Source organism: Pseudaeromonas sp. HNCC25DJ180, from assembly GCF_055413345.1.
The window spans coordinates 108009-134025 of sequence record NZ_JBVAYF010000012.1; the positions used below are offsets into that span (position 1 = coordinate 108009).

The 26017-nt window shown below is 54.9% G+C and carries 23 protein-coding genes; 10 read left to right on the forward strand and 13 right to left on the reverse strand.

All coding sequences use genetic code 11. From position 1 onward, the window contains the following. Nucleotide 1: 1 nt before the first annotated feature. Genes mukE through cmoM form a run of 3 tightly spaced genes read right to left on the reverse strand, consistent with a single transcriptional unit; the run spans nt 2 to nt 2841 of the window. Nucleotides 2–721 (reverse strand): chromosome partition protein MukE, encoded by a 720-nt coding sequence (gene mukE, locus ACZYTD_RS12420; protein WP_463892443.1) that lies wholly within the window; start codon nt 719–721, stop codon nt 2–4. Continuing rightward, nucleotides 702–2045, reverse strand: coding sequence for a chromosome partition protein MukF (gene mukF / locus ACZYTD_RS12425; RefSeq protein WP_463892444.1), 1344 nt, complete (start codon nt 2043–2045; stop codon nt 702–704). The genes mukE and mukF overlap by 20 nt, the downstream gene beginning before the upstream one ends. After that, a complete protein-coding gene (gene cmoM / locus ACZYTD_RS12430) occupies nt 2038–2841 on the reverse strand; it encodes a tRNA uridine 5-oxyacetic acid(34) methyltransferase CmoM (protein WP_463892445.1) in 804 nt (267 codons plus the stop codon). The genes mukF and cmoM overlap by 8 nt, the downstream gene beginning before the upstream one ends. Before the next feature lie 93 nt (nt 2842–2934). Between cmoM and elyC the strand changes: the two genes are divergently transcribed. The 3 genes from elyC to pfkA all read left to right on the forward strand — a co-directional run bounded on the left by elyC (nt 2935) and on the right by pfkA (nt 5762). Continuing rightward, on the forward strand, nt 2935–3699 hold the full coding sequence (elyC, locus tag ACZYTD_RS12435) for an envelope biogenesis factor ElyC (protein WP_463892446.1): 765 nt from the start codon (nt 2935–2937) through the stop codon (nt 3697–3699). A 136-nt stretch (nt 3700–3835) separates the two neighbouring features. Next, on the forward strand, nt 3836–4591 hold the full coding sequence (tpiA, locus tag ACZYTD_RS12440) for a triose-phosphate isomerase (RefSeq protein ID WP_463892448.1): 756 nt from the start codon (nt 3836–3838) through the stop codon (nt 4589–4591). Nucleotides 4592–4799: 208 nt separating this feature from the next. Further along, nucleotides 4800–5762 (forward strand): 6-phosphofructokinase, encoded by a 963-nt coding sequence (gene pfkA, locus ACZYTD_RS12445; protein ID WP_463892450.1) that lies wholly within the window; start codon nt 4800–4802, stop codon nt 5760–5762. Nucleotides 5763–5831: 69 nt separating this feature from the next. On the opposite strand, the gene serA is transcribed toward pfkA, so the two are convergent. Next, a complete protein-coding gene (serA, locus tag ACZYTD_RS12450) occupies nt 5832–7061 on the reverse strand; it encodes a phosphoglycerate dehydrogenase (RefSeq protein WP_463892451.1) in 1230 nt (409 codons plus the stop codon). Between the two features lie 323 nt (nt 7062–7384). Further along, nucleotides 7385–8137, reverse strand: coding sequence for a DeoR family transcriptional regulator (locus tag ACZYTD_RS12455; RefSeq protein WP_463892453.1), 753 nt, complete (start codon nt 8135–8137; stop codon nt 7385–7387). Nucleotides 8138–8370: 233 nt separating this feature from the next. Here ACZYTD_RS12455 and ACZYTD_RS12460 point away from each other — a divergent pair, with 233 nt between their 5' ends. Then, the gene (locus ACZYTD_RS12460) at nt 8371–8964 is read left to right on the forward strand and encodes a TetR/AcrR family transcriptional regulator (RefSeq protein ID WP_463892454.1); all 594 of its coding nucleotides are present in this window, start codon (nt 8371–8373) and stop codon (nt 8962–8964) included. Between the two features lie 239 nt (nt 8965–9203). Here ACZYTD_RS12460 and aroG read toward each other — a convergent pair whose 3' ends face one another. Next, on the reverse strand, nt 9204–10262 hold the full coding sequence (gene aroG, locus ACZYTD_RS12465) for a 3-deoxy-7-phosphoheptulonate synthase AroG (protein WP_463892455.1): 1059 nt from the start codon (nt 10260–10262) through the stop codon (nt 9204–9206). A 410-nt stretch (nt 10263–10672) separates the two neighbouring features. On the opposite strand from aroG, the gene ACZYTD_RS12470 reads away from it, so the two are divergent. Both ACZYTD_RS12470 and ACZYTD_RS12475 read left to right on the forward strand, forming a co-directional pair. Next, on the forward strand, nt 10673–12025 hold the full coding sequence (locus ACZYTD_RS12470) for a DEAD/DEAH box helicase (protein ID WP_463892456.1): 1353 nt from the start codon (nt 10673–10675) through the stop codon (nt 12023–12025). A gap of 158 nt (nt 12026–12183) precedes the next feature. Continuing rightward, nucleotides 12184–12960: a metallophosphoesterase gene (locus tag ACZYTD_RS12475; RefSeq protein ID WP_463892458.1), complete on the forward strand. Its 777-nt coding sequence runs from the start codon at nt 12184–12186 to the stop codon at nt 12958–12960. Nucleotides 12961–13031: 71 nt separating this feature from the next. On the opposite strand, the gene ACZYTD_RS12480 is transcribed toward ACZYTD_RS12475, so the two are convergent. Further along, nucleotides 13032–13820, reverse strand: a complete 789-nt coding sequence (locus tag ACZYTD_RS12480; RefSeq protein ID WP_463892459.1) for a glucosaminidase domain-containing protein — start codon at nt 13818–13820, stop codon at nt 13032–13034. Next, nucleotides 13817–14593, reverse strand: a complete 777-nt coding sequence (locus ACZYTD_RS12485; RefSeq protein WP_463892461.1) for a hypothetical protein — start codon at nt 14591–14593, stop codon at nt 13817–13819. The genes ACZYTD_RS12480 and ACZYTD_RS12485 overlap by 4 nt, the downstream gene beginning before the upstream one ends. A gap of 697 nt (nt 14594–15290) precedes the next feature. On the opposite strand from ACZYTD_RS12485, the gene ACZYTD_RS12490 reads away from it, so the two are divergent. From ACZYTD_RS12490 to ACZYTD_RS12505, 4 genes are read left to right on the forward strand one after another with little or no spacing between them, the layout of a single operon-like run. Next, nucleotides 15291–15860 carry a ZrgA family zinc uptake protein gene (locus ACZYTD_RS12490; RefSeq protein WP_463892463.1) on the forward strand — a complete coding sequence of 190 codons (570 nt, stop codon included), beginning with the start codon at nt 15291–15293 and terminating at the stop codon, nt 15858–15860. Further along, entirely contained in the window at nt 15857–16549 is a 693-nt protein-coding gene (locus tag ACZYTD_RS12495) for an ABC transporter ATP-binding protein (protein WP_463892465.1), read from the forward strand. The genes ACZYTD_RS12490 and ACZYTD_RS12495 overlap by 4 nt, the downstream gene beginning before the upstream one ends. Then, complete coding sequence (locus ACZYTD_RS12500) at nt 16543–17790, forward strand: ABC transporter permease (RefSeq protein ID WP_463892466.1); 1248 nt, start codon at nt 16543–16545, stop codon at nt 17788–17790. The genes ACZYTD_RS12495 and ACZYTD_RS12500 overlap by 7 nt, the downstream gene beginning before the upstream one ends. A 5-nt stretch (nt 17791–17795) precedes the next feature. After that, nucleotides 17796–18272: a DUF3299 domain-containing protein gene (locus ACZYTD_RS12505; RefSeq protein ID WP_463892467.1), complete on the forward strand. Its 477-nt coding sequence runs from the start codon at nt 17796–17798 to the stop codon at nt 18270–18272. 132 nt (nt 18273–18404) lie between these two features. On the opposite strand, the gene cobB is transcribed toward ACZYTD_RS12505, so the two are convergent. From cobB to ACZYTD_RS12530, 5 genes are all read right to left on the reverse strand, one after another. Beyond that, nucleotides 18405–19151 (reverse strand): Sir2 family NAD+-dependent deacetylase, encoded by a 747-nt coding sequence (gene cobB, locus ACZYTD_RS12510; protein ID WP_463892468.1) that lies wholly within the window; start codon nt 19149–19151, stop codon nt 18405–18407. Nucleotides 19152–19251: 100 nt separating this feature from the next. After that, the gene (ihfA, locus tag ACZYTD_RS12515) at nt 19252–19575 is read right to left on the reverse strand and encodes an integration host factor subunit alpha (RefSeq protein ID WP_463892470.1); all 324 of its coding nucleotides are present in this window, start codon (nt 19573–19575) and stop codon (nt 19252–19254) included. Nucleotides 19576–19578: 3 nt separating this feature from the next. Then, nucleotides 19579–21966: a phenylalanine--tRNA ligase subunit beta gene (pheT, locus tag ACZYTD_RS12520; protein ID WP_463892471.1), complete on the reverse strand. Its 2388-nt coding sequence runs from the start codon at nt 21964–21966 to the stop codon at nt 19579–19581. Nucleotides 21967–21981: 15 nt separating this feature from the next. Then, on the reverse strand, nt 21982–22965 hold the full coding sequence (pheS, locus tag ACZYTD_RS12525) for a phenylalanine--tRNA ligase subunit alpha (protein ID WP_463892473.1): 984 nt from the start codon (nt 22963–22965) through the stop codon (nt 21982–21984). Between the two features lie 111 nt (nt 22966–23076). Further along, on the reverse strand, nt 23077–25944 hold the full coding sequence (locus tag ACZYTD_RS12530; protein ID WP_463892474.1) for an EAL domain-containing protein: 2868 nt from the start codon (nt 25942–25944) through the stop codon (nt 23077–23079). Nucleotides 25945–26017 lie beyond the last annotated feature (73 nt).

Here is a 26017-nt window from a genome sequence, read left to right on the forward strand (position 1 = left end):
GTTATACGTCCAGTCCCAGTTGTTCTTCATCCAGCTCATCTTCACTCTCATCCAGAAGGTGCTCACTGGTGGGCAACTCATCATCATGCAAGATGGCCTCGCCTTCGCGGATCATGCGCAGTTGCACGGCGCGAGGATCCTCATCGCTGCGCACATCGGCGCCAAAACGGAACACCGCTTCGTTGACCCGAAACTTATCACCGCTGCCAATAGAGACCACCATGCCCAACCGCTTGAGGCGGCGCAGGGAGGTGCGCATCTTCTCCAGCAGCTTGCGTTTATCCAGATCCGAGCCACCGCTACGCTGGTTTACCATGCGCAGCAGTTGTTTATCATCGGCCAGGGTCAACAGCTCCTCCTGCAGATCAGTCAAGGAGAAGAGTCCTTCATTGGCCAACCGCTCCGGGCTGAGGTAGAGATAACAGAGCACCTTGCCTACCAACATGTCGAGTTCGGAGAGCACAGAGGTGCCGATCTCGGACGTCGAGCGCGGACGCAGATAGAAGAAACCCTCCGGCGCCTTGATGAACTCGACCTGATAGCGGCCATAGAAGCGCTCCAGCTCATCATGAAACTCCAGCAAGAAGGAGTGATTCTGCAAGTCATCCGGGCTGATATGCCGGCCGCTACGCAGCCAGGTATCCAATTTGGGAAACAGCGGGTTAGCAATGGCCTGCGCCATGCGCAGGGCCAGTGGAAATTCAGTATTGATCAATGACATGGGCCTGTACCTTAGCTCCCGCTCCGTTGATGGGTTTCCATTTTGGCTGTTTGGCGCCGGTTAGCTCGGCCTCGGCATGGCCTAAGCGAATGGCGGCATCGATGAGCAGACGGGCCACATCGAAATGCTGATATTGGGGGTAGCTGGTTAAATAGTCGCGCAACACCTCGGCCATATCCAGGGGCTTGCCCAGCTCCCGGAAGGCATCCAGATGCACCTGGATGCGCTCCACCAGTTGGTTATTCACATCCAGCATCTCATGGTACTCCAGCTCGGTGGGCAGCTCGCCTGTCACCTCATCACCATGGAGTGCCAGTGTCTCATCACGCAGCTCCAGCAGACGGTGCTCCTGCGCCACCACCATCAGCCAGTTATGGTTCTGGAAGTCGCGGATGGAGTCCCGCAGCCGCTGACTGAAGGCACGGTTTTTATCCATGTCGATGGCGGTACGGATAAACTTGTGCACATGGCGATCGTAGCGGGCCCAGAGCTCGATACACTGCTGGCCCCAGCTGATGATGGCATCCAGCCGCGCCTGCAGGGCATGGGTCAGCTCATCGATATGGAGCAACTCTTCCCGCCCCTGGCACGCCTCCTGGATGTTGAGCAGACCATCTTGCAGATCATGGCCTGCGGCATCCAGCGTATCCTGCAGCTCGCGCAGGGTCTGGCCGGTTTCCCGCAGCAGTTTTTCACAACTGTGGATCGCCTGGGTCCAATCCTGGTTCAGCAGATCGGCGATCTCCGCCTTCACCTGGTTCTGATGCTCATCCATGGCCCGCTGGGTCAAGTCGATGCGGGAGAGGATCTCCTCCACCGAGAACTTGAGTCTGGGGTAAACCTGCTCGTTCCAGTGCGCCAGCTCATCGTTTTGGCTGGCCGCGGCATAAGCCTTGCTCAGCTCACTGGCCACCTGCTCCAGCAGCAAGGAGAGCTTGATGCTGCTCACCTCTTTTTGTTCGACGAAGAACTCGACTATGCCCACCGCCAGGCGCGTCAGACGATAGAGGCTCTCGCCCTCCACCGGATCGGCATTGAAGCGGGAGAGCAACTTCTGTCGCACCAGTTCATTGATGGCATTGTTAGCCCTGTGGGTCTGGGTCTCATCCATCTGCTCGAAGATCTGGCTCACATAGCCAAAGGCATCGTGTAACGCCGCTTCGGTGAGCTCCTGGCTGGTATCCCCCCGGGACAGGGCCGAGATGGCAATGAGAAAGGCCAACTTGTCGTTGGCCAGGGTCAGCGCCAGCCCCTCTTGTTTCACCCACCCCACCAGCTCCGGCAGAGTACGCTCCACTGGGGAGTGGAAGACAACCTCAGTCATAACATGTTTTCTCGATAGACTTGGATAAGGGTCGTTGCGCCATCACATGGATGTAACGGCCCAACGACACATAGGGCTCTTGACGGCAGTAACGCTGCTCCATCTCCAGCAGATCATCAAATTTCTCCTGCTGATCCTGCTTGTGGCGCATGTAATCATGGATCACCCGCACGCCAGTTTTACCTATGAGCTTGAGCCCGCCCCGCTGCAACCAGTCATATACCTCTTCCGGTACCTGGGGATTATTGGGGGTCAGCTTCTGTTTGCGCTTCTTGATGAGCCCGGCGCGTATGTAGTCGAAGTTGCCCACAACCAGGCTCTGAAACAACAGCGCATGACGGTTGTAAAACAGCAGCGACAAAATACCGCCAGGAGCCAAAAAACCGAGCAAGGATAACAAGGTCTGCCGAGGTTCACTCAGCCATTCCAACACGGCGTGACACAGTATGAGATCAAACTCACCCACAATATGCTGATCCAGCTCCTGGATCGGACAGTGGATGAGGCGGATACGATCGCCTAATCCCTTGGCCTCGATCTGCTCGCGGCCCAGCTCCAGCATCTCGGCCGAGAGATCGCATAGCTCAATCTGATGCCCCATAGCTGCCAGCTGTTGGGCAAAATAGCCAAAGCCGCCACCAGCGTCCAAGATGCGCAGAGGCCGGTCGCCCAGTCGGCTCAGGCAACCTTGTAGATCCTGCCAGACCACAGCCGCCCGGATCCGCCCCTTGCTTGTGCCATAGATATTTTGGGCAAATTTATCTGTCAGGCCATCGAAGCTATGATCCATGCTCACCCTAACGGTTCCGTTTCACTCAAAGGAGGGCTATTCTGGCACATCGCCTAACCCCTGCAAACGGCACCGATTGCAGCTGCTCAGAGATCACTCATGTTCTGGTTAAAAAAATGGCTTGGCGGGCTTTTGATGCCCCTTCCCCTCGGTTTGACCCTACTGTTACTGGGGCTGCTGCTGCTCTGGTTCACGCGGCGCCAGAAGCTAGGCAAGGGGCTTTGTACCCTGGGCACACTGTTACTACTCTGTTTTTCGCTACGCCCCGTGGGGGTAGATCTATTGCGTCCTCTGGAGCAGCAATACCCGCCCTTCCCCACAACTCAGCAGGTCGATTTTATTCTGGTCCTCGGCCACGGCCATGTCAGTGACCCGTCAGTCCCTTTAACCAGCCAACCTACTAGCACCACCTATGCACGGATCCTGGAAGCCATCCACCTCAAGCGGCTCAACCCTCAGGCCAAACTGGTGCTCTCAGGTAATGTCAGCAGCGATCCTCTCTCCTGCGCCGAGATGTACGCCCGCATCGCCGAGTTTTATGGCATTCCCCGCCGCGATATGATCCTAATCGAGGACGCCTTCGACACCCAGGATGAGGTCGCTCACTATGGCCAAATCATAGGCCAACATAAGGCCGCCCTGGTCACCTCGGCCAGTCATATGCCCCGCGCCATGGGACTCATACGTCAGGCTGGATTTGAGGTGATCCCCGCCCCCACCGACTATCTGGGGCGAGAGGAGCAGCGCCCTGTCCCCTCCTATGGCTATCTCCCAAGTGGACGCTATCTCATCTATTCCGAGACAGCCCTGCATGAGTGGGTAGGCCAGATTTGGCACAAACTTCGTGGACAGTCCAAAGATTGAACATTGTCTAGGATAAAAACTGATATGGATCAGTAAATTCCTTAAAATAATACCAAGCATGATCAAGCCCTGACTATTCGGGGCGGTCATCAGCTCTTATAATGGCCCACAGCTAACACATCTGGAGGATGAATAAATGAGACAACCATTGGTAATGGGTAACTGGAAGTTGAACGGCACCAAAGCCTCTGTAGAAGCCCTGGTTAAAGCACTGGTTGAACCAGCTGCCAAGGCTGAAGGCGTTGAAGTAGCCGTCTGCCCGCCGGTTATCTTCCTGGGTTTGGTTGAGAAACTGGCTGAAGGCTCCCGCATTCAGTACGGCGCACAAAATGCTGACGTACACACTTCCGGCGCGTTCACCGGCGAAAACTCTCCGGCCATGCTCAAGGAGTTTGGTTGTAAGTATGCTCTGGTTGGTCACAGCGAGCGTCGTACTCTGCATGCCGAGAACGATGACGTGGTTGCCGCCAAGTATGAAGCCATCCAGAAGGGTGATCTGATCCCGGTTCTGTGTATCGGCGAAACTCTGGCTCAGTTCGAAGCTGGCCAGACCAACAGCGTGGTGGAAACCCAGCTGAAGGCCGTTATCGACCGTTGCGGCATCGACTCTTTCACCAAGGCTGTCGTTGCCTACGAACCTGTATGGGCCATCGGTACCGGCAAGACTGCCACCCCAGAAATTGCCCAATCTGTACACGCACATATCCGCGCCTACCTGGCCGGTTTCAGTGCTGACGTGGCTGCCAAGGTACAGATCCTGTACGGTGGCTCCGTAACTGGTGCTACTGCTGCTGATCTGTTCGGTCAAGCAGACATCGATGGTGGTCTGGTCGGCGGCGCTTCTCTGAAGCCTGACGATTTTGCCCAAATCATCGCTGGCGCCAAGCAATAATCCACGTGAGGGCGTCATAAGACGCCCTCACCGTGTCTGCACCTGCAAGCCCATGGCGTACTTTCCCTCTGTGACGGGGGGCCTTGTGTGAAAGTAACGCCACTGCCATACTCCTGCGATTCGGCAGCCCATGGGCACCCTGGCGCGACACGGGGGCCTGCCTGCCCCACCAATTTATACAAGAAACTTCGACTTATAGAGGCACACTATGATCAAGAAAATTGGTGTTCTGACCAGTGGCGGTGACTCACCAGGCATGAACGCAGCCATCCGTGCTGTAGTTCGCGCCGGTCTGTCTGCCGGTCTGGAGGTTTATGGTATTCGTGATGGCTACCTGGGCCTGCATCAGGACCGCATTAGCAAGTTAGAGCGCCACAGCGTCTCTGACGTGATTAACCGTGGTGGTACCTTCCTGGGTTCGGCTCGTTTCCCGGCCTTCAAAGAAGAGTCAGTCCGTCGCGAAGCCATCGAAAACCTGAAAAAACATGGTATCGATGCACTGGTCGTGGTGGGCGGTGATGGCTCCTACATGGGCGCCAAGAAGCTGACCGAGATGGGTTACCCCTGTGTTGGTTTGCCGGGCACTATCGATAATGACATCGCCGGTACCGAGTTCACTATCGGCTTTGACACTGCCTTGAACGTGGTCATGGAAGCCATCGACCGCCTGCGTGATACCTCCACTTCCCACAAGCGTATCTCTGTGGTCGAAGTCATGGGTCGTCACTGTGGTGACCTGGCCATGTCAGCCGCCGTCGCTGGCGGCGCCGAGTTTGTCGTGGTTCCGGAGAAAGGCTTTAACAAGGCTGAGCTGCTGGCCCAGATCGATGATGGTATCTCCAAGGGCAAGCGCCACGCCATGGTGACCATCTGTGAGCACGTCACCGATGTGAATGCCCTGGCCAAGGAAATCGAAGCCCATACCGGCCTCGAAACCCGCGCCACCATTCTGGGTCACATTCAACGTGGTGGTAGCCCGACGGCGCGTGATCGTATCATGGCCAGCCGCATGGGTGCCTATGCTGTTGAGCTGCTGCTCACCGGCGTGGGTGGTCGTTGCATTGGTCTGCAAGAGAACAAGCTGGTACATCACGACATCATCGACTGCATCGAGAACATGAAGCGTCCGTTCGATGACGAGATGTTCGAACTGAGCCATAAGCTGTTCTAATAGCTGGCTAAGTTCGCGATAAAAAAAGGAGGCTGTCGCCTCCTTTTTGTTTTCCTGTTATCTGGATCCTCAGTGCAGGATCCGCGCTCGCAGCGTGCCATCAATGGCTTTCAACATAGCCAGCGCCTCTTCACTGCGCTCGGTTTCCACATCGATCACCACATAACCGATATTGGCTGTCGTCTGCAGGTATTGCGCCGCAATATTGATGTTTTGCGTGGCAAACGCCTGGTTGATCTGGTTAAGCACACCAGGCTGATTACGGTGGATATGCAGCAAGCGACTGACCTGGCCCAGCACAGGCAACGAGACTTCGGGGAAGTTGACAGCCGTTAGGGTGGAGCCATTGTCGGAGTAGCGTACCAACTTGTTCGCCACCTCGATGCCGATGTTCTCCTGAGCTTCTAGGGTCGAGGCACCAATATGCGGCGTCAGGATCACATTATCAAAGCGCTGCAGCGGTGAGGTAAAGCGCTCCTTATTGGTCGCAGGCTCTACCGGATAGACATCCAGGGCTGCGCCAGCAATATGCTTGCTCTCCAGGGCGGCCACCAGATCGTCGATCACCACCACAGTGCCGCGTGAAGCATTCAGGAAGATGACATTGGGCTTCATCTTGGCAAACTGCTCGGCAGCTATCATGTCACGAGTCGCTTCGGTTTCCGGCACATGCAGGGTCACCACATCCGCCAGCGCCAGCAATTCATCCAGTGAACTGACCTGTTTGGCATTGCCCAAAGAGAGTTTGTTCTCGATGTCATAGTAGTAGACCTGCATCCCCAGGCTCTCGGCGAGAATGCCCACCTGAGTACCTATGTGACCATAGCCTATGATACCCAGCTTCTTGCCGCGGGCTTCCACCGAGTTGTTGGCGCTCTTGTCCCACTCGCCTCGATGGGCCTTGGCATTCTTCTCGGCTATGCCGCGCAACAGCAGCAGATACTCACCGGTCACCAGCTCAGCCACACTGCGGGTGTTGGAATAGGGGGCATTGAAGACCGGGATGCCTAATGCCTCGGCGGCGGCCAGATCCACCTGATTGGTGCCAATGCAAAAACAGCCTACCGCCACTAATTTGGGCGCAGCAGCCAGAACGGCATCAGTCAGCTGGGTACGGGAGCGAATGCCAAGAAAATGCACATCCTGCAGCTTGGCCAACAGTGCCTCATCATCCAGAGCACCCTTCTGATACTCCACTTCGCTGTAACCTGCAGCCTGGAATATCTCCACGGCACTGGGGTGTACCCCCTCCAGCAGCAGGACCTTGATCTTGGCTTTATCCAAAGAGTAACGGCTCATTCTGACTTCCTTTGATTAACTTATTGAGGGCAAACAACCCGCAATCACTCCCAAAACTGTTGTAAAGTTACAAACAATTAACATAGATCACCGGCCAACCATTGAGTTCCATGACTGGGGTCACTTGTCTGCACCAATACCCTGCAGAATGGGCCATATCACGCTGCAACCATCATAGCCGCCAGATACCTAGTAAAATAAACAGATTATTTAGCTAAAGGTAAGCAGTTTTTTCGATAAGGCGCGCTATTTTCTACCTACGTGCTATGCCAACCCTTGAGTTGGCATCCATGTTTTTGGTGAAAAATTTCATCAAAACACCCTCAGCAAACCACGCAATCGGTAAGCTGCTGTTGCGTGGCCAATCCCTCTGGCAGGGAGCGGTCAGTAAACAGCGTGTCGACCTCGGCTAGCTGCGCCAGATGCACCATGCCACTGGGCATGAACTGCCAATGTTCAATGAGTACAAAGACTCGTCGAGCCAGCTCTAGCATGCTACGACTGATTTGGCGTTCCTGCAGATCCGCAAGCAATAACCCACCCTGTTCATCCATTCCCGACACACCCAAGATGGCAAAATCCATACGAAATTGCCGGATATGCGCGTGGCTGGTCTCCCCCAGGATGGCGCCATCACGATTGCGGATTTCCCCACTCGCTATGCTCACCATGAAGTCATCTCGGGCCGTCAGCAGGCTCGCCACATTCAGGTTATTGGTGACAATGCGCAGATCGCGGTGATCCAACAGGGCCCGAGCTACAGCTTCCGGTGCTGCGCCTATGCCGATAAAGAGCGAGGCACCATCCGGGATCCGGCTCGCCACCACTTTGGCAATACGCTGCTTCTCTTCCCAATGGGAGTCGCGCCCACCGCTATAGGCTTGGCTCATCCCGGCACTGGGCAGCGAAGCCCCACCGTGATGGCGTTGGATCTTGTTCTGCTCTGCCAGCTCGTTCAGGTCACGACGTATCGTCTGAGGACTGATATCAAAGTGCGCCACTAGCTCCTCGGTCGAGGCAAAACCACACTGGCTGAGTAGCTCAATGATTTCCTGATGCCGTTGGGCTTGTTTCATCACACACTCCTGAACTACGCGCTTTGGGATTTGAACGCTTGGTCGATGGCGTTTTGGCCAAGCCGAACCTGACTAATCCGGTAATTCTCCGCTTATCTATGTCGCGAGAAAAGCCCACGTCTGCAATTGGGTCACGATCAAAAACGTCTTTCCCTCCCCCATGGAAGATAGCTACCATATTACTAGGAACAATCAGTAGACGACTGGTCTAGTTGTAATATAGAGTTATCGCCATGAAGAGTGAATTTAGCGACACCCGGCTTCACCTGCTGGAAACCGGCACCCGACTTATTTTGGGTAGAGGCTTTTCCGCCGTTGGGTTGGCCGAAATATTACAAACCGCTGGCGTGCCCAAGGGCTCGTTTTACCACTATTTTCGTTCAAAAGAGCAGTTTGGTATTGAGCTGGTAGAGCACTATTTTGCTCTCTATCTGGCTCGACTAGAGACACTATTCACCGATGAGAGCGTGAGTTACACCAACCGCATCATGGGGTATTGGAGCCAGTGGCATCAGCTTTATCGTGATGGTTGTTGTGAAGAGCAGTGCCTAGTGGTCAAACTCAGTGCCGAAGTTGCTGATTTGTCCGAACCTCTGCGCCAAGCACTGTTAAGTGGAACAGAGCGCATTACCAAGGCGTTGACTTGCATACTGGATCAGGCCCAAAGAGCCAAACAGTTACAGCTAGCCATTTCCGCAGAGGCGATGGCTCAGGAGCTCTATCAACTCTGGTTGGGGGCTAGCCTGCTGACCAAGCTCAGGCGTGATGATACCGCCTTGCAGGCCGCGTTAAAGAGCACTCAGCGCTTACTCGGTATTGGGCTTTAACTGAAAAATTGCGTTAGTAATAAGCGATGCCTTGCGTCGCTCTTTTTGCAACAAGAGCGTAGAGGACCAGTCTATTGAGTGACTCTTGCGAGGGGTTCTCGTGTTGCCATTTGTATACTCACATCTAGCCGAGTGGTGTGTGGCTGACGGGGAAAAACGGTGTCAGCGGGTGGTCGCAATCTAAGCAGACAAATAGCGAGGGCCGCACAGTGCGGCCCTCGGACGTTCAACCCGTTAGCTTAACCGCGACGGGCGGTAACCGCATCGGCCAACTGGCGCAATAGCTGTTCAGTGTCACCCCAGCCAATACAAGCATCGGTGATGCTCTGACCATAGTTCAGCTCACAAGCCCGGCCTTCAACCAGATCCTGACGCCCTTCAACCAGATGGCTCTCGACCATGACGCCAAATACTGTCTTGCTACCACCAGCAACCTGGTTGCAAACATCGGTACACACTTCCATCTGCTTCTGGTACTGCTTGGAGCTGTTGGCATGACTAAAGTCCACCATCACCTTGGCAGACAGGCCGGCCTTTTGCAGCTCCTGGGCGACCGCAGCCACATGGGCGGCACTGTAGTTAGGCTCTTTACCACCACGCAGTATGATATGGCAATCCGGGTTACCACCCGTCTGTACTATGGCCGAGTGACCAAACTTGGTAACGGAGAGGAAACAGTGAGGCGCACTAGCCGCATTGATGGCATCAATGGCCACCTTGGTGGTGCCGTCCGTGCCGTTTTTGAAACCGACTGGGCAAGAGAGGCCGGATGCCAGCTCACGGTGTACCTGGGATTCGGTGGTACGAGCGCCGATAGCCCCCCAACTCATCAAATCCGCCACATACTGGGGAGAGATCATATCCAGGAACTCACTGGCAGTCGGCATACCCAGCTCGTTTAAGTCCAGCAGCAACTTGCGACCAATACGCAGACCATCGTTGATGCGGAAGCTGCCATCCATGAAGGGATCATTGATAAGCCCCTTCCAACCCACTGTGGTACGCGGCTTCTCGAAGTACACGCGCATGACGATTTCCAGGCGATCTTTGAGTTCATCACGCAAGGCCAGCAATTTCTGACCATATTCAATCCCGGCCTTGGGATCATGGATGGAGCAGGGGCCAATGACCACCAGTAGGCGATCATCGGTCTCGGTCAGGATGCGATGAATGGCATCACGGGCTTCAAATACGGTTGCCGATGCCGTTTCGGTTGCCGGATACTTCTCCAGTATCGCGACCGGCGGCAACAGTTCCTTGATCTCTTTGATACGAACGTCATCGGTTTGATAGTGCATTTTATATTCCCATATATTGAATGCCGCGTAGAGCCAGACTTAAGGCGGACGTATGTATTAGGTGTGAGAGAAAGCTGGGGAACCGCATGATCGTAGCAAAACACGATGGTAAAACGGAAAAACCCGGGCACAGCCAACACCCACAAGCCCGACACCTCCAGTTCGAGGCCCTGCTCCCTGGCGACAGTATGAACAGACCCGACAATCTAGAAGTTTTGCCAAGCCCCTGTCAACGTCATTAGCCGCCATAAGCCGCTTCCTGAGCAGCAAAAAGCAAGAAATGTCGCGGCAAACGAGGGCTTGACGTAGAATAGCGCCATGAGTGCTGGCCGCTTACCCCTACATCTGGCTAGCCATTTTCTTTTTTGTAGTTGTTCCCAGGCCTAAGGCCGTATATCTGGAGCGTTATCTTGCGTTTTGACGAGCTGTCACTGAATAAGCGCCTGTTGCAGGCCATTGAACATCTGGGCTTTACCCATATGACTGAAATCCAGCAACGAGCCATTCCCCAGATCCTGGCCAGCTACGATCTGGCCGCCTCCTCCAAAACCGGCTCAGGGAAGACACTCGCCTTTTTGCTACCCATGGTACAACGCCTGTTGACCAGTAAAGTTCTGGGCAAGCGCGGCCCTCGCGCCCTGATCCTCGCCCCCACGCGCGAATTGGCCAAGCAAGTATATGGCCAACTGCGTCTGCTACTGGCAGGCACCAACCTCAAGGGCGCGTTGATCCTGGGTGGCGAAAACTTCAACGATCAGGCCAAACAGCTGCAACGGCTACCCCAGGTACTTATCGGCACCCCAGGCCGCATCGCCAACCACTTGGCCGAGCGCACCCTGTTCCTGGATGGCTTAGAAATACTGATACTCGATGAGGCCGATCGGATGCTGGATTTGGGCTTTGCCAATGAGCTCAAACAGATCCACGAAATTGCCAGCCATAGATTGCGCCAGACGCTGATGTTCTCCGCCACCCTGGCCCACACCGAATTTGAAGAGCTAGCCACAGTGCTGCTGGATGCACCACGGCGTATCACGGTCGGCCAGGAGTTGGCCCCCCATGAAGATATCGAGCAGCGCTTCCTCCTGTGTGACCACCTGGATCACAAACAGGCGCTGCTGGAACATCTGCTGAGCCACGAGTCCTATCAGCAAGCCATCATCTTTACCGCAACTCGGGCCGATACCGAACGCTTGGCTCAACGCTTCAATGAGAAGGGGATGAATGCGGCCGCCCTGTCGGGTGATTTAAAGCAAAATGCACGTAACACCATCATGGATGGCTTCAGCCGAGGTCACTTCAAGCTATTATTTACCACCGACATCGCCTCACGCGGGTTGGATCTGGTCAATGTCTCCCTGGTCATTAACTTCGACATGCCCAAGGCCCCCGAGGAGTTTATCCACCGGATTGGCCGTACCGGCCGGGCTGGCGCCAAGGGGCTCGCCATTTCGTTGGTCAGTGCCAAAGATTGGGCTAGCTATCAGGCGGTCAAGAACCTACTCAGCCTGGAGATCCCCTTTAGCGAAGTCGAAGGGTTGACCGGGAAATTCAAGGGTGTGATGGGCAGGAAGCGTAGTACCAACCCAGCCGTGCATCCGCTGCTGGTGGCCAAAGAGCCGAAGGTGTCAGGCAAACCGGCCCCCCACAAGGCACGCCCGGCCAACAACAAAGATCGCCCTCATAAGCAGCAACCGCGACAAGATATGAATCGCGATGGCTTTGCTCCCCTGCGTAAACGCAAGGTTACCACGGACGAATAATCACGATGCACATCGCCCATCGATGCAAAGCGGCTCAGGCCGCTTTTTCTTTTGCACCATTCACCGAGGAGGAAAATCACATCTTTATCAATAAGCAACGCAGCAAAGAGTAGAGTCTCAATTACACTTAAAGAGCCCACCCTTGGTTGGAGACGCTCGTGCTGAGTTACTTGCAGGTAAAAGGCCGTACCTTCGTCATGGGCGATCTACACGGCTGCTATGAATGCATGCAGCAGACGCTGCAAGCGCTGGCGTTCACGCCAGAGCAAGGCGATGTGGTGCTAGCCTTGGGGGATTTGACCGATAGAGGGCCGGATAGCCTCTCCTGCCTGCGTCTGCTACATCAGCCCTGGTTTCACACCATTCGGGGTAACCATGAGCAACTGATGCTGACGGCCCTATTAGGTCAGAGTGCGCAAGCTCGTAAACTGTGGTTTATGAATGGTGGCTCCTGGTATGAAACCCTGGATGCGACGACGCAAGAGGAAGTCATGACCTTGTGCCATGACAAGATAGCCACCCTCCCCTATGCCATGGAGATCACCACCCGCGCCCAGCACAGAGTCGGTCTGGTCCATGCTGATCCGGTGTTCAGTCACTGGCAACTGCTGGTCAATACCCTGCGTGCCCCAGCCCCGGATCCCGAACTGCTGGAAAAACTCCTCTGGCGCCGTGAACGGTTGCACCATCTGCGGCAAGCCCACGCCATCCACACCCCCGAGCATCCTGCCCCCCCCAAGGATGATCATATAGCCGGCATCGATCTGATCTGCTTAGGGCACACCCCGATACCGGGTGAGGCACCCTGGGCCTCCGGCAACTTACTGTGGCTGGACAACGGCTGTTTCTGCTTCAACGAGCTGCCATTGGTGATACTCGATATTGACGAATGGCTTGAGCAGCACCCGCCACAGCATCACTCACACCACCTTTGAGCTGGCTCAGGTGAAAACACATAAACAAAAGGCCAGTCGATGGACTGGCCTTTTCATCACACGAGTATGGCTTACTTATCGGGTGACCAATACTGTTGATTGGTCCGGATCATCCCCTGAATTTTCTTCACATAGCGATCGCCCTGTGTCGAATAGCGGCGGAAGCCTTTAGCCAACGCCACGGCATCCAAGGGTTTCACCTCGGCACGCATGTCTGCACGCATCTTCCGCACCTGGTTATAGGCGGGATGAGTGTTGACATTACGCATGTAGGCCTGAATAGCCAAGGTCGGTGACTCAAATGCTTTCACCTCCCCTGAGCCTTTGCGTCGATATGGGCTGACACCGCAACCCTTTTCGAAGCAATAGTGGCCGAAAAAATTGTTCAACTGCCGCGCCATCTTGGAGGTTCCCCAACCTGACTCGGTAGCCGCCTGACTAAATACCAACTCTGAGGGCAGGATATCCACCCGTACCAGAAGTTGGTCAATCCCACTAGAGTCAGCCACCATACCCTGGATACGGTATTGGCGACCCAACTCCTCGAGCCAATCAAGCTGTTCAGCCGAAAGCTCAATGCCCTGGGACAGCTGCCGTTGCAGCTTTTCCAGCTTATTACGCTGGGTCAGGATATTCGCAGCCACTATCTCGTAGGACGGACGTAGATAGTCAACGAATGCCTGTTTACGCTCATTGACATCCTTGATGGCTTTAAAATCGGGAGCCTCAGCCGCTATATCTACCGCTGCCATACTCTGTGCAACGGCGGCTATTTCAGCCTGAGATCCCGGGTTGCCAACTACTGCGGCGGGTACCGCAGCGCTGAGCAATAACAACGTCCATAGTCTGGTCAACTTCATGCAACAAAGCTCCCCTTGTCGTGAGTTGCAGCCTCCGTCTGCTGAATATTGACTGACAGACGAACACCGCACACTTCGCGGTAGATAAGACCATTCATAATCAAATAGAACGGCATCATCCAGATGAGCCCCAAGCCGAGTGGCAACATGGCCAGGACAAATAAGGCAACCAGCACAGCGTAGATCAACACTAGCTGTGGCCAGCCCTTAATAAAGAGACGAAAGGAGGTCAGCATGGCTCGCGCCGGCGACAACCCTCGCTCCAACACCAATGGTATGGTGTACAACATGGTCATGCTGAAACAGGCGATGGGAATCATCAGCCAGGTTTCAGACACGCCCATATGCATGACCAGACTCTCAATCAACCCTTTGATACCGTTGATGAGCAGGCTGGTCTGGGCCAATACAACAAAATGGCCCCAATAATCGAAAATCATGCTGGGTTTGACTCGCCCCCCCAAGGCCCGACGCAGACCCAACATATCCAGGCTACTGCTGATGGGCGAGAGCAAAGCCGCTATCACCAAGGTGACTAGCATATCCTGAGCGAAAGCGTGGCCATCAAGCAAACCGCTGAACGCCACCAAACGAAAACTGAGCAAGGTGAGACCAATCACCGCCAGAATGGCAAAAAAAAGCGCCAATCGGCTACTCAACGTCAACCGCCAAGCCTCTTTGAACAAGCGCGGCAAGTCGAGTTGATACCCCTCGCGCAGTGAGCGATCCAAGTCTCCGCCTAGGGTGATCCGCTCCTTTAATTCATCACGCATCGATACTATTTGCACCAGCAAAGCGGTGATTATAACAAAAAATCGCCAAATCACACATTTTTAGCCAACCAGGAGTCATTAGCAGATGACAATCTACTGCCGACGCCGACTTAAATAGGCAGGCACTCATAGCGCTGATTAAAAGAAATAGCCTTAATTTTCAACTTATTGCACTGGTAAGCTGCACTTTAAAGGGTCAGACACCGCGTGCCATTCACACTGGGCTGGAACCCGACTGTTTATGCAGGCTCTGTCACACCATTGACATACTCAGGTGGCATCATCTGCCACTATCTGAAGTGATCGGGTGCATGAGTATTGTCTGGTTGTAACTCGACAGCAGTTAATAAGAGCATAGTTCAGCAACGAGCCTATCTTAACTCCTCATGCTGGCTCTTGGCCTGCGTACTATTTCAACTGATGCTGCTCTGGCATGCAGCCCATGAGCACACTCTCCTCGCTCCCGACGACTGTGCCCAATGCCAGCAAGTACACCAATATCAGACCACCCTACTGAGTCATGTTGCCCCCCCTCCTATTCAGCGTCAGCCCATCCGGCTTACCCGAGTCCTGCCCCCCCTGATCGGTTTTGCCCTCTTTGTAGGCATTCACGCGATTCGGGCACCACCCAACTCGGCTCTTTTTCCACAGTAGTTCTCATCTGACTATTTTCGCCTTAACATTGAGAATCCATAGAATGAAACTTTTTCCCCTACTGATGGCCAGCACCCTGTGTTCGGTTAGCGGCTACGCCGCTCTGGCCAGTGCGCAAGAATCGAGCCAGCATCCACATGAGCATGCCGCCCATGTCCACGGCCATGCCAAACTGGAGCTAACCCTAGACGAGCAGACATTGCTCATCCAACTCCATGCTCCAGCGGCCGACCTGTTAGGTTTTGAACATGCCCCCATCACAGATGCCGAGAAAACACAGTACCAAAGAGTGCAAGTACTGCTGGGCCAAAGCTCTACCCTCTTCACCCTGAGCGATGAGGCAGGTTGCCAAAGTAGTTCAGTCACCCTCAAGGGCATGGATAACGATCACCCGTCCATACCTGCAGGGGAACACGCCGAGCATATGGATATAGATGCCAGCTATCTATTTCATTGCCAACAACCCCAAACACTACATCGAGTTCAATTGGCACTGTTTCATCATTTCCCTAGCCTGCAAGAGGTGGCCTATCAAACCATTTCCTCCGCGGGCCAAAGTGCAGGAGAGCTAACACCAGAGCAGCCGCAACTGCAGTTGGAGGAGAAACCGTGAGCGCGGCCATTTATCTGCACCAGTTGCGCTTTGCCTGGCCGGGTCACAGCAACATCCTCAACATTCCTCAGTTACAGATCCAACCCGGTGAACGGGTATTTATTCAAGGGGCCAGCGGCAGTGGCAAGTCAACCCTGCTGGGCATACTGGCTGGCATTCAGCTAGCCTCCGCTGGCAGCGTCACGGTACTGGGCCAGGATCTGGCCCAGCTTTCCGCCAGCCGCCGGGATCGCTTTCGCGCCGACCATATGGGCTATATTTTTCAGCAGTTCAATCTGCTGCCCTTCTTGTCAGTGCTCGAGAACGTCACCGCTGCCCTGACCTTTTCTCCCCATAAGCGCAGCCGGCTCAAAGCGGCCCCTCAAATCGAGGCTGCTCGTCTACTGGCAGAGTTGCAACTACCAACCCACATCTTGGCCAAACCGGTCCACCAGCTCAGCATAGGGCAACAGCAGCGCGTAGCCGCCGCCAGGGCGCTAATTGGCTCACCAGCACTCGTGATTGCCGATGAGCCCACCTCGGCATTGGACAGCGATAATAGGGAGGCCTTCATCCGCCTATTGTTTACCGAATGTGAGCGTGTCGGTAGCACCCTGTTGTTCGTCAGCCATGACAGAGGGCTCCAGCCACTCTTTCCTCGCTGCATAGACCTTCCCACGCTTAATCATCAGGAGGCGACCTTATGTTAGTCCTCGCCCTGAAGAGTCTGTGGTCCCGTCGCCTGACGGCGGGACTGACCCTGCTAGCCATCGCCATCAGTGTCTGCCTGCTGCTGGGGGTCGCCACGGTAAAAAATCAAGCCAAGGAGAGCTTTGCCCGTACTATCTCGGGCACGGATCTGATCGTAGGGGCTCGCTCTGGCTCCTTGAATCTCTTGCTCTACTCCATCTTTCACCTAGGCGATGCGACCAATAACATCGGCTGGGAGAGCTACTCGGCACTCAAGAAAAAACCGGGGGTAGCCTGGACTATCCCTTTGGCGTTGGGAGACTCCCACCACGGCTACCGCGTGGTAGGTACGTCAGCCGCCCTCTTTGAGCACTACCAATATGGCGATCATCACCCCCTAGCATTCACTCAAGGCCGCCCTTTCCAGCAGCCTTTTGATGCGGTACTCGGTGCTGAGGTAGCCCAAAAACTGGGTTATCAGCTCCATGCCCCGGTGGTGATAGCACATGGCTCAGGCAAGCGCTCCTTTACCAAACACGACAACCTACCATTCCAGGTGTCGGGGATTTTAGCCGCCACCGGTACACCTATTGATCGCAGCGTGCTCATTCCCTTGGCCGGGATAGAGGCTATCCATCTGGGATGGGATACAGGGCGCCAAGACAAACAGGTAACCGCCACCGAGGCCCTGACTCGGGATCTGACACCAAAGAGCATCACAGCCGCCCTGGTGGGGCTAAAGAGCAAGATCCTCACTTTCGCCCTGCAGCGTGAAATCAATACCTATCCGGATGAACCCCTGCAGGCGATTTTGCCTGGCGTCGCCTTGCGGGAACTCTGGAGCCTGATGTCGATGGCGGAACAGGCTCTGAGCCTAGTCTCCGGCTTCGTGGTCCTGGCCGGTTTGGTCGGGATGTTGACCACCCTGCTGGCCGGGCTCAACGAACGCCGCCGTGAACTGGCTATTTTGCGGTCGCTGGGCGCCGGGCCACGGCAACTATTCCTGCTGCTGGCACTGGAGGCTCTGCTGCTGGTCACACTGGGAATAGTAGCCGGTCTCACTCTGCTCTATATGAGCCTGCTCTTGGTTGCACCCTGGTTACAGAGCCAATATGGCCTGACCCTACAGTTACGTGGGCTAGGCGCCGAAGAGTTCATCTTGTTGGCCTCGGTCTGGATCGCCGGTCTGCTATTGGGCTTGCTGCCTGCCTGGCGCGCCTTCCGCTATTCCCTACACGACGGCATGACGCCAAGGAGTTAATCGACATGGGTTACTGGTTTTACTTATTCTTGGTGCTCATCTGCCAGCCCCTCCTGGCTGCCCCCCAATATCGCACTTTACAGTGGGAAGATCTGATCCCGCCGGCAGCACACCAGCACGCAGCCACACCAAGCAGTGCGCAAGCTGATCATAATGGCGGAGCCGCCCCACAGGCTACCGGAGCCATAGTGCCAGAGCTAAACGAGCAAACCGTGCGGATCCCGGGCTATGTGGTACCCGTCGAGGGTGATGAGAAGAGTGTGAAGAGCTTCTTACTGGTTCCGTTCTTTGGTGCCTGCATTCATGTACCGCCACCACCCACCAACCAGATCGTCTTCGTGACGCTGGAGCAACCTGCCCCCATGGATGATCTATGGGATGCCGTCTGGGTCTATGGCACCTTGAAAACCACAGCAACCCAACATGAGCTTGCCGCGGCCGGTTACACCATGGCCGGAGTCCAAATTAAAGCCTATGACTAGCCAACACGATTAACGCGCCCTCACAAGAAGAGCAGACATGAGTAAACACCGACACAGAGTGTCGGTGTTTACTCTTTTAGCAGAAAGGAGTTTTCAACAAACAAACCGGGTCCTGACGATGGCCCGCCAGGATCACGCAGGTGTGGCAAACGCCTGTAGGCTACTACGCCACTCGGTTGAGTTCAGCATGGCGTCAACCCAGGCCGGAACCGTGCGGGAAGCCAGGCCATACTCCGCCAGGGCAAAGTGGCTCTGCTGCGCAGAGGGCTCCAAGTTCAGCTCTAGCGTGAGCGCCCCATAGTGTTTGGCTTCCGCCACAAAGCCCGCCGCAGGGTAGACATTGCCTGAGGTGCCAATCGCCACAAAGAGATCGGCCTGAGCCAGCGCGGCATAGATAGCCTCCATCTCCAGTGGCATCTCGCCAAACCAGACAATATGGGGTCGCAACATCTGCCCAGGCTGACAGCAGGGACATCTATCCGCCGCGGTAACTGGCTCATACCATTTATAAACTCGGCCTGAGCGCACACAGCGCACCTTGAGCAGTTCACCATGCATGTGTAACACCTGAGAACTACCGGCTCGTTCATGGAGATCATCCACGTTTTGGGTTACCAACAGAATGCGCTCGCCCCATGCCTGTTGTAATTTAGCTAACGCCTGATGTGCCAGATTAGGTGCCACACTTTGCAGTGCCGCACGTCGCTCATTGTAAAAAGTCTGAACCAAGGAGGGATCCCGGATAAACCCTTCCGGCGTCGCCACATCCTCAATCCTGTGTTGCTCCCACAGACCATCGGCGGCGCGAAACGTCGCGATACCCGATTCTGCAGAAATCCCAGCCCCTGTCAAAATGACTACGCGAGGTTGATGAAGCATGCCAGGCTCCTGGATTAAGAGGGAAGAGAAAGAGTTGCAGCGAGTGCTCACCCTTAAAAGCAACAAGCCAGGCTAGGCCTGGCTTGTTAAGAGTACAACTTCACTCGTCATCATCATCGATGGCGTCAATCTCACTGGGACTGGCGTGTTCGACTCGAGCCTTCAACTTCTGGCCAGGACGAAAAGTCACCACACGGCGGGCGCTGATGGGAATATCCTCCCCCGTCTTCGGATTACGTCCCGGTCGCTCACTCTTGGTGCGCAACTCAAAGTTACCGAAGCCCGAGATCTTGACCTGCTCGCCATCTTGTAGAGCCTGGCGGATCTCCTCGAAAAACGCCTCCACCATATCCTTGGCGTCGCGTTTGCTAAGGCCCAGTTGGGTGAAGAGGTATTCTGCGATATCGGCTTTGGTAAGCGCCATAGATCAATCCCTCAAGGATGCATTGAACTCAGTGCGGAGGCCTTCCACCACCTTAGCGATGGTGTCAGCGATCTCCTTATCCTCCAAGGTTCGCTGGGTATCTTGCAGCACGAGACTGATCGCCAGACTCTTCTTGCCTTCAGGAACACCCTGCCCCTGGTATATGTCAAACAAGTTTATGCCAACTATCTGATTTCCGCCAATTTTTTTGGCAGTTTGCAGAATATCAGCCGCTGCGACCTGTTGATCTATGACTAAGGCCAAATCGCGGCGGTTAGCCGGGAAACGGGAAATCTCCCCTGCCCGTGGAATTCGGGCCTGCAACAGGCCATCAAGTGCCAGCTCGAACAGTACCACCTTGCTCTTGAGACCCAGTTTCTTCTCCAGATTCGGGTGTATCACCCCAATCCAACCCACAGGAAGCCCATCACGCAGGATCTGTGCAGACTGACCTGGATGCAGCGCTGAGTGAGAGCCACGAACAAAGCTGAAACGATGCGCTTCGCCCGTCAACTCCAGCAGGGCTTCTACATCGCCCTTCAGATCAAAGAAATCGGCACCGCGCGACGGAATACTCCAGTGTTCATCAGCCAGATTGCCACTGATCACGCCCGCCAGCAATGGCTCCTGACGAATACCGTTTTCTGCATCTGCATCTTTGATGAAGCGCAAGCCGTTCTCAAACAGACGCACCCGACCTTGCTGGCGATTCTGGTTATAGACCACGGCACTGATAAGGCCCGGCCAGAGGGAGACGCGCATGGCCGACATATCAGCCGAAATGGGGAATGGCAGTATGATGGGATCACACTCAGGGAAGAGCAAGGACATGGCCTTGGGCTCAACGAAGCTGTAAGTGATCGCCTCTTGGAAGCCTCGATCGACCAGCAGATGACGCGCCCGCTTAAGCGGCAGATCCGCCTCTTTCTGCTCGTTCATGACCAAATGGGCCATGGGTGGCAGATTAGGGATGTTGTTGTAGCCGTAGATACGCGCCACTTCTTCAATCAGATCTTCTTCAATGGCGATATCGAAACGCCAGCTAGGCGCCTTGGCTTGCCAACCATCGGCCGTCACGGTAACAGCCAATCCGAGGCGAGTCAGGATCTCGGTGACCACTGCATCGTCAAAGCTAATGCCGACCACGCGGGTCAGTTTTTCCCGACGCAGGGTAATCATCTCGGCCTTGGGCAGATATGCCTCGGCAACCACAGCCACTACAGGGCCTGCTTCACCACCGCAGATCGCCAGCAGCAGAGACGTTGCCCGCTCCATGGCCAGCGCCTGCAATTGCGCATCTACGCCCCGCTCGAAGCGGTGTGCAGAATCCGTGGAGAGACCGTAGCTGCGAGCACGCCCCTTGATTGCCAACGGGCTGAAGAAGGCACACTCCAGCAGAATATCTTGTGTCTCAGCACTCACACCAGAATCACGGCCACCGAAGACCCCAGCCAGCGCCAGCGGCCCTTGCTCGTCGGCGATCACTAGGGTGTCTGGCCGCAGAGTTACTTCGGACTCATCCAGCAGAGTTAGCTTCTCATCCTGCTTGGCCATCCGCACCTGCAAGCCACCCTTGAGCTTGGCGAGATCAAAGGCGTGCATAGGCTGTCCCAGCTCCAGCAGCACAAAATTGGTCACATCGACAATGGGATCAATGGAGCGCATGCCACAGCGGCGCAGCTTTTCCTGCATCCACAACGGAGTAGCCGCTTTGACATTCAGCCCTTTGAGCACGCGGCCCAGATAGCGCGGGCAGGCTTCACTGGCCTCAACGCAGATGGGGAAGCTGGCATCGCTGGTTACCGCCACCGCGCTCCATGCAGGCGCTGCGACATCACAACGATTCAACACGCCGATCTCGCGAGCCAGACCGGCAATACTCAGACAGTCGGCGCGATTAGGGGTCAGATCTACTTCAATGGAGACGTCATTCAACTGCAGGTAGTCGCGCAGATCCACACCGATTGGTGCATCCAAAGGCAGCTCTATGATGCCATCGGCCTCAACCGGGATGCCCAACTCACTGTAAGAGCAGAGCATGCCATGAGAAGGCTGACCGCGCAGCTTGGCTTTCTTGATCTCAAAATCGCCCGGCAGCACGGCTCCCACCTTGGCGACGGCCACGCGCAGCCCCAGACGGCAATTGGGCGCGCCACAGACGATATCGACCAGCTCGGCTTCACCCACATTGACTTTGGTTACGCGCAGCTTGTCCGCATCGGGGTGTGGTGCACACTCGACCACCTCCCCCACGACCACGTTGGAGAATTGACCAGCGACGGGCTCGATACCGTCTACTTCCAGACCAGCCATGGTAATTTGTTCAGCCAGCTCATTGGCACTCAAAGAGGCCTGGATCCACTCATCTACCCAGGATTTACTGAATTTCATCGTTTGCCCCTATCCTTACTTGAACTGCTTGAGGAAGCGCAGGTCGTTCTCGAAGAACGAACGCAGATCGTTAACGCCATAGCGCAGCATGGTCAGTCGCTCTACACCCATGCCAAAAGCAAAGCCTGAATACTTTTCTGGGTCTATGCCTACAGAGCGCAAAACCGAAGGATGCACCATGCCGCAGCCCAGCACTTCCAACCAACGACCATTCTTGCCCATCACATCCACTTCAGCACTCGGCTCGGTGAAGGGAAAGTAGGAGGGACGGAAGCGGATGGTCAAATCCTCTTCAAAGAAGTTACGCAAGAAGTCGTGCAGTATGCCTTTGAGCTCGGTGAAACTGGCTTTCTCATCGACCAGCAACCCTTCCACCTGGTGAAACATGGGGGTGTGGGTCATGTCGTAGTCATTACGATAGACTCGACCCGGAGCTATGATGCGGATAGGCGGCTGCTGTTGCTCCATGGTACGGATCTGGACACCCGAGGTGTGGGTACGCAACATCAAGCTCGGATTGAAGAAGAAGGTGTCGTGATCCGTACGCGCCGGGTGGTGATCGGGAATATTCAAGGCATCGAAGTTGTGAAAATCATCTTCGATTTCCGGGCCTGTGGCCACGGCAAAACCCAACTCACCAAATAGACGCTCAATACGCTCTATGGTGCGAGTCACAGGGTGCAAACCACCATTTTCCAGACGACGGCCCGGCAATGAAATGTCCAGGGTCTCGGCGGCCAATTTCTGGTTAAGTTCGGCAATCTGGAAGGCATCACGCTTGGCATTCAAGGCGTTTTGCACCTGCTCTTTAGCCTGGTTGATCAGTGCACCAGCCGCCGGACGCTCCTCATTAGAGAGACGTCCCAGGGTCTTCATCTGTTCGGTAAAGAAACCCTTTTTGCCCAGATACTGAACTCGCAGCTCATCCAGTGCGGCTGCGTCCGTGACACACTCAATTTCGGCCTGTGCCTTGGCAATTACTTCATCTAACTGTTGCATGTCTTCCTCAATTTCCCACACCCCGAGGTGGGGCGGTATCCAATTTAGCAGGGAAAGGGCGCGATGTTAGCCAAAAGCGCATACGCTGGCTACCCTCTCCCACCCAGACGCTTATTCAGGGAGCGGCTCCGACAACAGAGTCGGTTTATGAATGGCAAAGCCTTGCAGATAGTCTACCCCCATAGCCGTTAACCTTTCACTAATCACCTCATTTTCAACAAATTCGGCGACGGTTTTCACGCCTACGGCCCGCGCCAGTTCGGCCATGGAGTTAACTATGGCCCGATCGGTTTCACTCGTATCTAGATGACGCACAAATTGGCCATCTATCTTCAGCAGATCGATGGGTAACTCCTTGAGATGGCCATAGGAGGAGAAGCCACTGCCAAAGTCATCCAGCGCAAAAGAGCAGCCCAGCTCCTTGAACGCCTCGATAAACGCCTTGGTGGACTCAATATTCGCAATCGCCTGTGACTCGGTGATTTCAAAACAGAGCCGCTGGTAAGGAAAGTTAGCCGCTTCCAACAGATGGCGGATCTTGCGGTGCATCTTGGGTGTACCAACCGACTCACCCGACAGGTTGACCGAGACCATATCCAGACGTGCTAGTTCGTCCGGATTAGCCGCATACCAACTAAGCAGATTTTCCAGCACCCAGAGATCAATCGCCGGCATCAGACCGAAGCGCTCGGCGGCACCGATGAATTGGGCCGGCTGGATCAGCTCACCCTCTTCGGCACGCAACCGCAGTAGGATCTCATACTTGAGTCCCTGGCTCTGACCTTGGGTTGGCACGATTAACTGCCTGGCCAGAACAAAACGGCGCTCCTCCAGAGCCTGGTGGATACGGGCCACCCAAGCCACTTCTTCTTGATAGAGGCGCATCTCGGGGCTGAGATCCGAGTAAACATGGATGCGGTTGCGACCTTGACGCTTAGCCGTAGAGCAGGCCGCATCGGCCAGAGCCATTAAGGCGGAGGCATCATTGCAACCAGGCTGAATGGGTACCACCCCCAGACTGGCCGTCACCGAGTAGATCTTGCCATTCCAGACAAACTTCAGCTCCTGGATCGCCTTGCGCCAGCGCTCTACATACTGGATCACTTCATCTATGTAGCTATTTTCCATGATGACGGCGAACTCATCGCCACTGAGACGCGTAAGCAGGAAGTTATCCCGTTTCAGGTTGGCCACATGGTTGGCGATCTGCCGCAGGAACTCATCTCCCGCCAGATGGCCACCACCTTCGTTGATCACCTTGAAGTGATCAATGTCGATGAAACAGAGATAATCGGTGCCAGGATTTAACTTGCGCCGTTTGAACAACTCTTCTAGGGAGTGGATGAGATAGCGGCGGTTATAGAGCCCGGTCGCTTCATCGTGGTTAGCCAGATACTCCAACTTGGCCTGATACTGTTTACTCTCGGTGATATCGACCAGTATCCCCTCCAGCAACATGGCGCGATTTTTCCCCTCGCGCCGGGAGATGCGCAGTGAGATCCGCGCCCAGAAAGTGGTGCCATCCCGATGACGCATCTCCACATCGCTACGAACCCCCTCTTTGGCTGAGGAGAAGAGTTGCGCCAATAGTTCATCACGCTCGGCAGGGTTTACATACAACAAGTGGGTAGTCCGGCCCACAGTCAAGGCCATGGACTGCACATCGTCATAGCCGAACATGCGGCAATAAGCTGGGTTGGCTGCCAACAGTTGCCCCTCTAGCGTCGAGGTAAAGAGTCCCTCATTGGCACTGTGGTAAAGTTCAAAGTAACGCTTCAATCCCTCAGACGCCTGGCGCTTGGCCCGCATCCGCCCCTTTTTCTCCTGGTAGGTTCGATAGGCCAAGGAGAAGCAGAGCAATAGCGCCGCCATGGAAGAGAAGAGTGAGAGCAGATAATCGCTCAACCATTCGCTGGTGAGCCAGGCAAAGCGATTGGCAAAGAAACTCAAGCACCCCAGCATGAAGCCAAGCCAGGAGTAACAATAGAGGCGTTGTAACCAACCGCCACGGTGCGTGAAGAGCCCCACATAGCAAAAGGCGAGCAGCGTGACCACTAGATAGCTGGCGAACGTCAGGTAAATTGCCGAAGGCAGCGGCATTAACCAGAGCACCAAGCTACAGCCAACGACCACAAACAAACTGATACGAGTGACGATACGCAGCCAGTTGGGTAGCCAGATACGGAACATATCCATGGAGGACATGATGAGGCAAGCCAGCAAAATGCCACTGGTACTGAGCAGAAAACGGACGCTATTGAGCCAGGCTGGAACAAACTCATAGAGGCCCGCATAGCCCTTGAGGATCCAGGTCGTGATGATCAGGCTCAGGCAGAAGAAAGCATAATAGATGAAACGGCGCTCACGGATGAAACCATACATCAGCAATGCATACATACCTGCAAGCAAGAAGGCCCCACTCATGAGCCCCATTTGCATCTTTCCCATCGCCTGTTGATTGGCGAAAAGACGGATGTCCTGCACATCCACCGGGAACATCAGATAAGAATCTGATTGGGCACGAAAGTAGAGCTCCAGCTCTTCATCTGTATCTATGGGCAAAGGCAGTACAAAGCTCTTGGCTGGATAGGGTTTGGCTCCCATGCTGCGCTGCAAACCGGTATTCCAGACGCGCTGGATCCGCCCCTGTTTCAGAATAAAGATATCCAGCTCATCCAGTAGTGAATGGCGCACATCCAACATCACCAACTGCATTTCGCCCGAGGTATTACGCAAACTAACGCGGAACCAATAGGGATGAGAATCGAGACCGAAAGCGGGATAGTCCGTTTTTGCGGTTTGCCAACCCGCTAACGACGACACCTCCCAGGGCCATAATAGCTCGGGTGAGGCTTGGAGGAATTCGACCTGCGAGCTGAGATCGAGGTGCGTGTGCCGATCCTTGATCTCCACCACATGGCTAGCCCATGCGCAATGGAGCGACAGCAGGTAAAGGAGGATGACTGAAAGAAATCTCACGGTAGCCGAATAGTTAGTTATATTCAAATGTACTTAAATAACAGAGCTGCTAATGATAAACAATAAAAAAGGG

Coding starts and splice junctions, on each gene's coding strand:
- ACZYTD_RS12490 (WP_463892463.1), top strand. CDS start 15,291: ATGAAACTTTTTCCCCTACTGATGGCCAGCACCCTGTGTTCGGTTAGC.
- mukE (WP_463892443.1), bottom strand. CDS start 721: ATGTCATTGATCAATACTGAATTTCCACTGGCCCTGCGCATGGCGCAG.
- pheS (WP_463892473.1), bottom strand. CDS start 22,965: ATGCAACAGTTAGATGAAGTAATTGCCAAGGCACAGGCCGAAATTGAG.
- ACZYTD_RS12485 (WP_463892461.1), bottom strand. CDS start 14,593: ATGCGTGATGAATTAAAGGAGCGGATCACCCTAGGCGGAGACTTGGAT.
- cobB (WP_463892468.1), bottom strand. CDS start 19,151: ATGCTTCATCAACCTCGCGTAGTCATTTTGACAGGGGCTGGGATTTCT.
- ACZYTD_RS12500 (WP_463892466.1), top strand. CDS start 16,543: ATGTTAGTCCTCGCCCTGAAGAGTCTGTGGTCCCGTCGCCTGACGGCG.
- aroG (WP_463892455.1), bottom strand. CDS start 10,262: ATGCACTATCAAACCGATGACGTTCGTATCAAAGAGATCAAGGAACTG.
- ACZYTD_RS12455 (WP_463892453.1), bottom strand. CDS start 8,137: ATGAAACAAGCCCAACGGCATCAGGAAATCATTGAGCTACTCAGCCAG.
- ACZYTD_RS12505 (WP_463892467.1), top strand. CDS start 17,796: ATGGGTTACTGGTTTTACTTATTCTTGGTGCTCATCTGCCAGCCCCTC.
- mukF (WP_463892444.1), bottom strand. CDS start 2,045: ATGACTGAGGTTGTCTTCCACTCCCCAGTGGAGCGTACTCTGCCGGAG.
- pfkA (WP_463892450.1), top strand. CDS start 4,800: ATGATCAAGAAAATTGGTGTTCTGACCAGTGGCGGTGACTCACCAGGC.
- elyC (WP_463892446.1), top strand. CDS start 2,935: ATGTTCTGGTTAAAAAAATGGCTTGGCGGGCTTTTGATGCCCCTTCCC.
- ihfA (WP_463892470.1), bottom strand. CDS start 19,575: ATGGCGCTTACCAAAGCCGATATCGCAGAATACCTCTTCACCCAACTG.
- tpiA (WP_463892448.1), top strand. CDS start 3,836: ATGAGACAACCATTGGTAATGGGTAACTGGAAGTTGAACGGCACCAAA.
- pheT (WP_463892471.1), bottom strand. CDS start 21,966: ATGAAATTCAGTAAATCCTGGGTAGATGAGTGGATCCAGGCCTCTTTG.
- ACZYTD_RS12480 (WP_463892459.1), bottom strand. CDS start 13,820: ATGAAGTTGACCAGACTATGGACGTTGTTATTGCTCAGCGCTGCGGTA.
- ACZYTD_RS12460 (WP_463892454.1), top strand. CDS start 8,371: ATGAAGAGTGAATTTAGCGACACCCGGCTTCACCTGCTGGAAACCGGC.
- serA (WP_463892451.1), bottom strand. CDS start 7,061: ATGAGCCGTTACTCTTTGGATAAAGCCAAGATCAAGGTCCTGCTGCTG.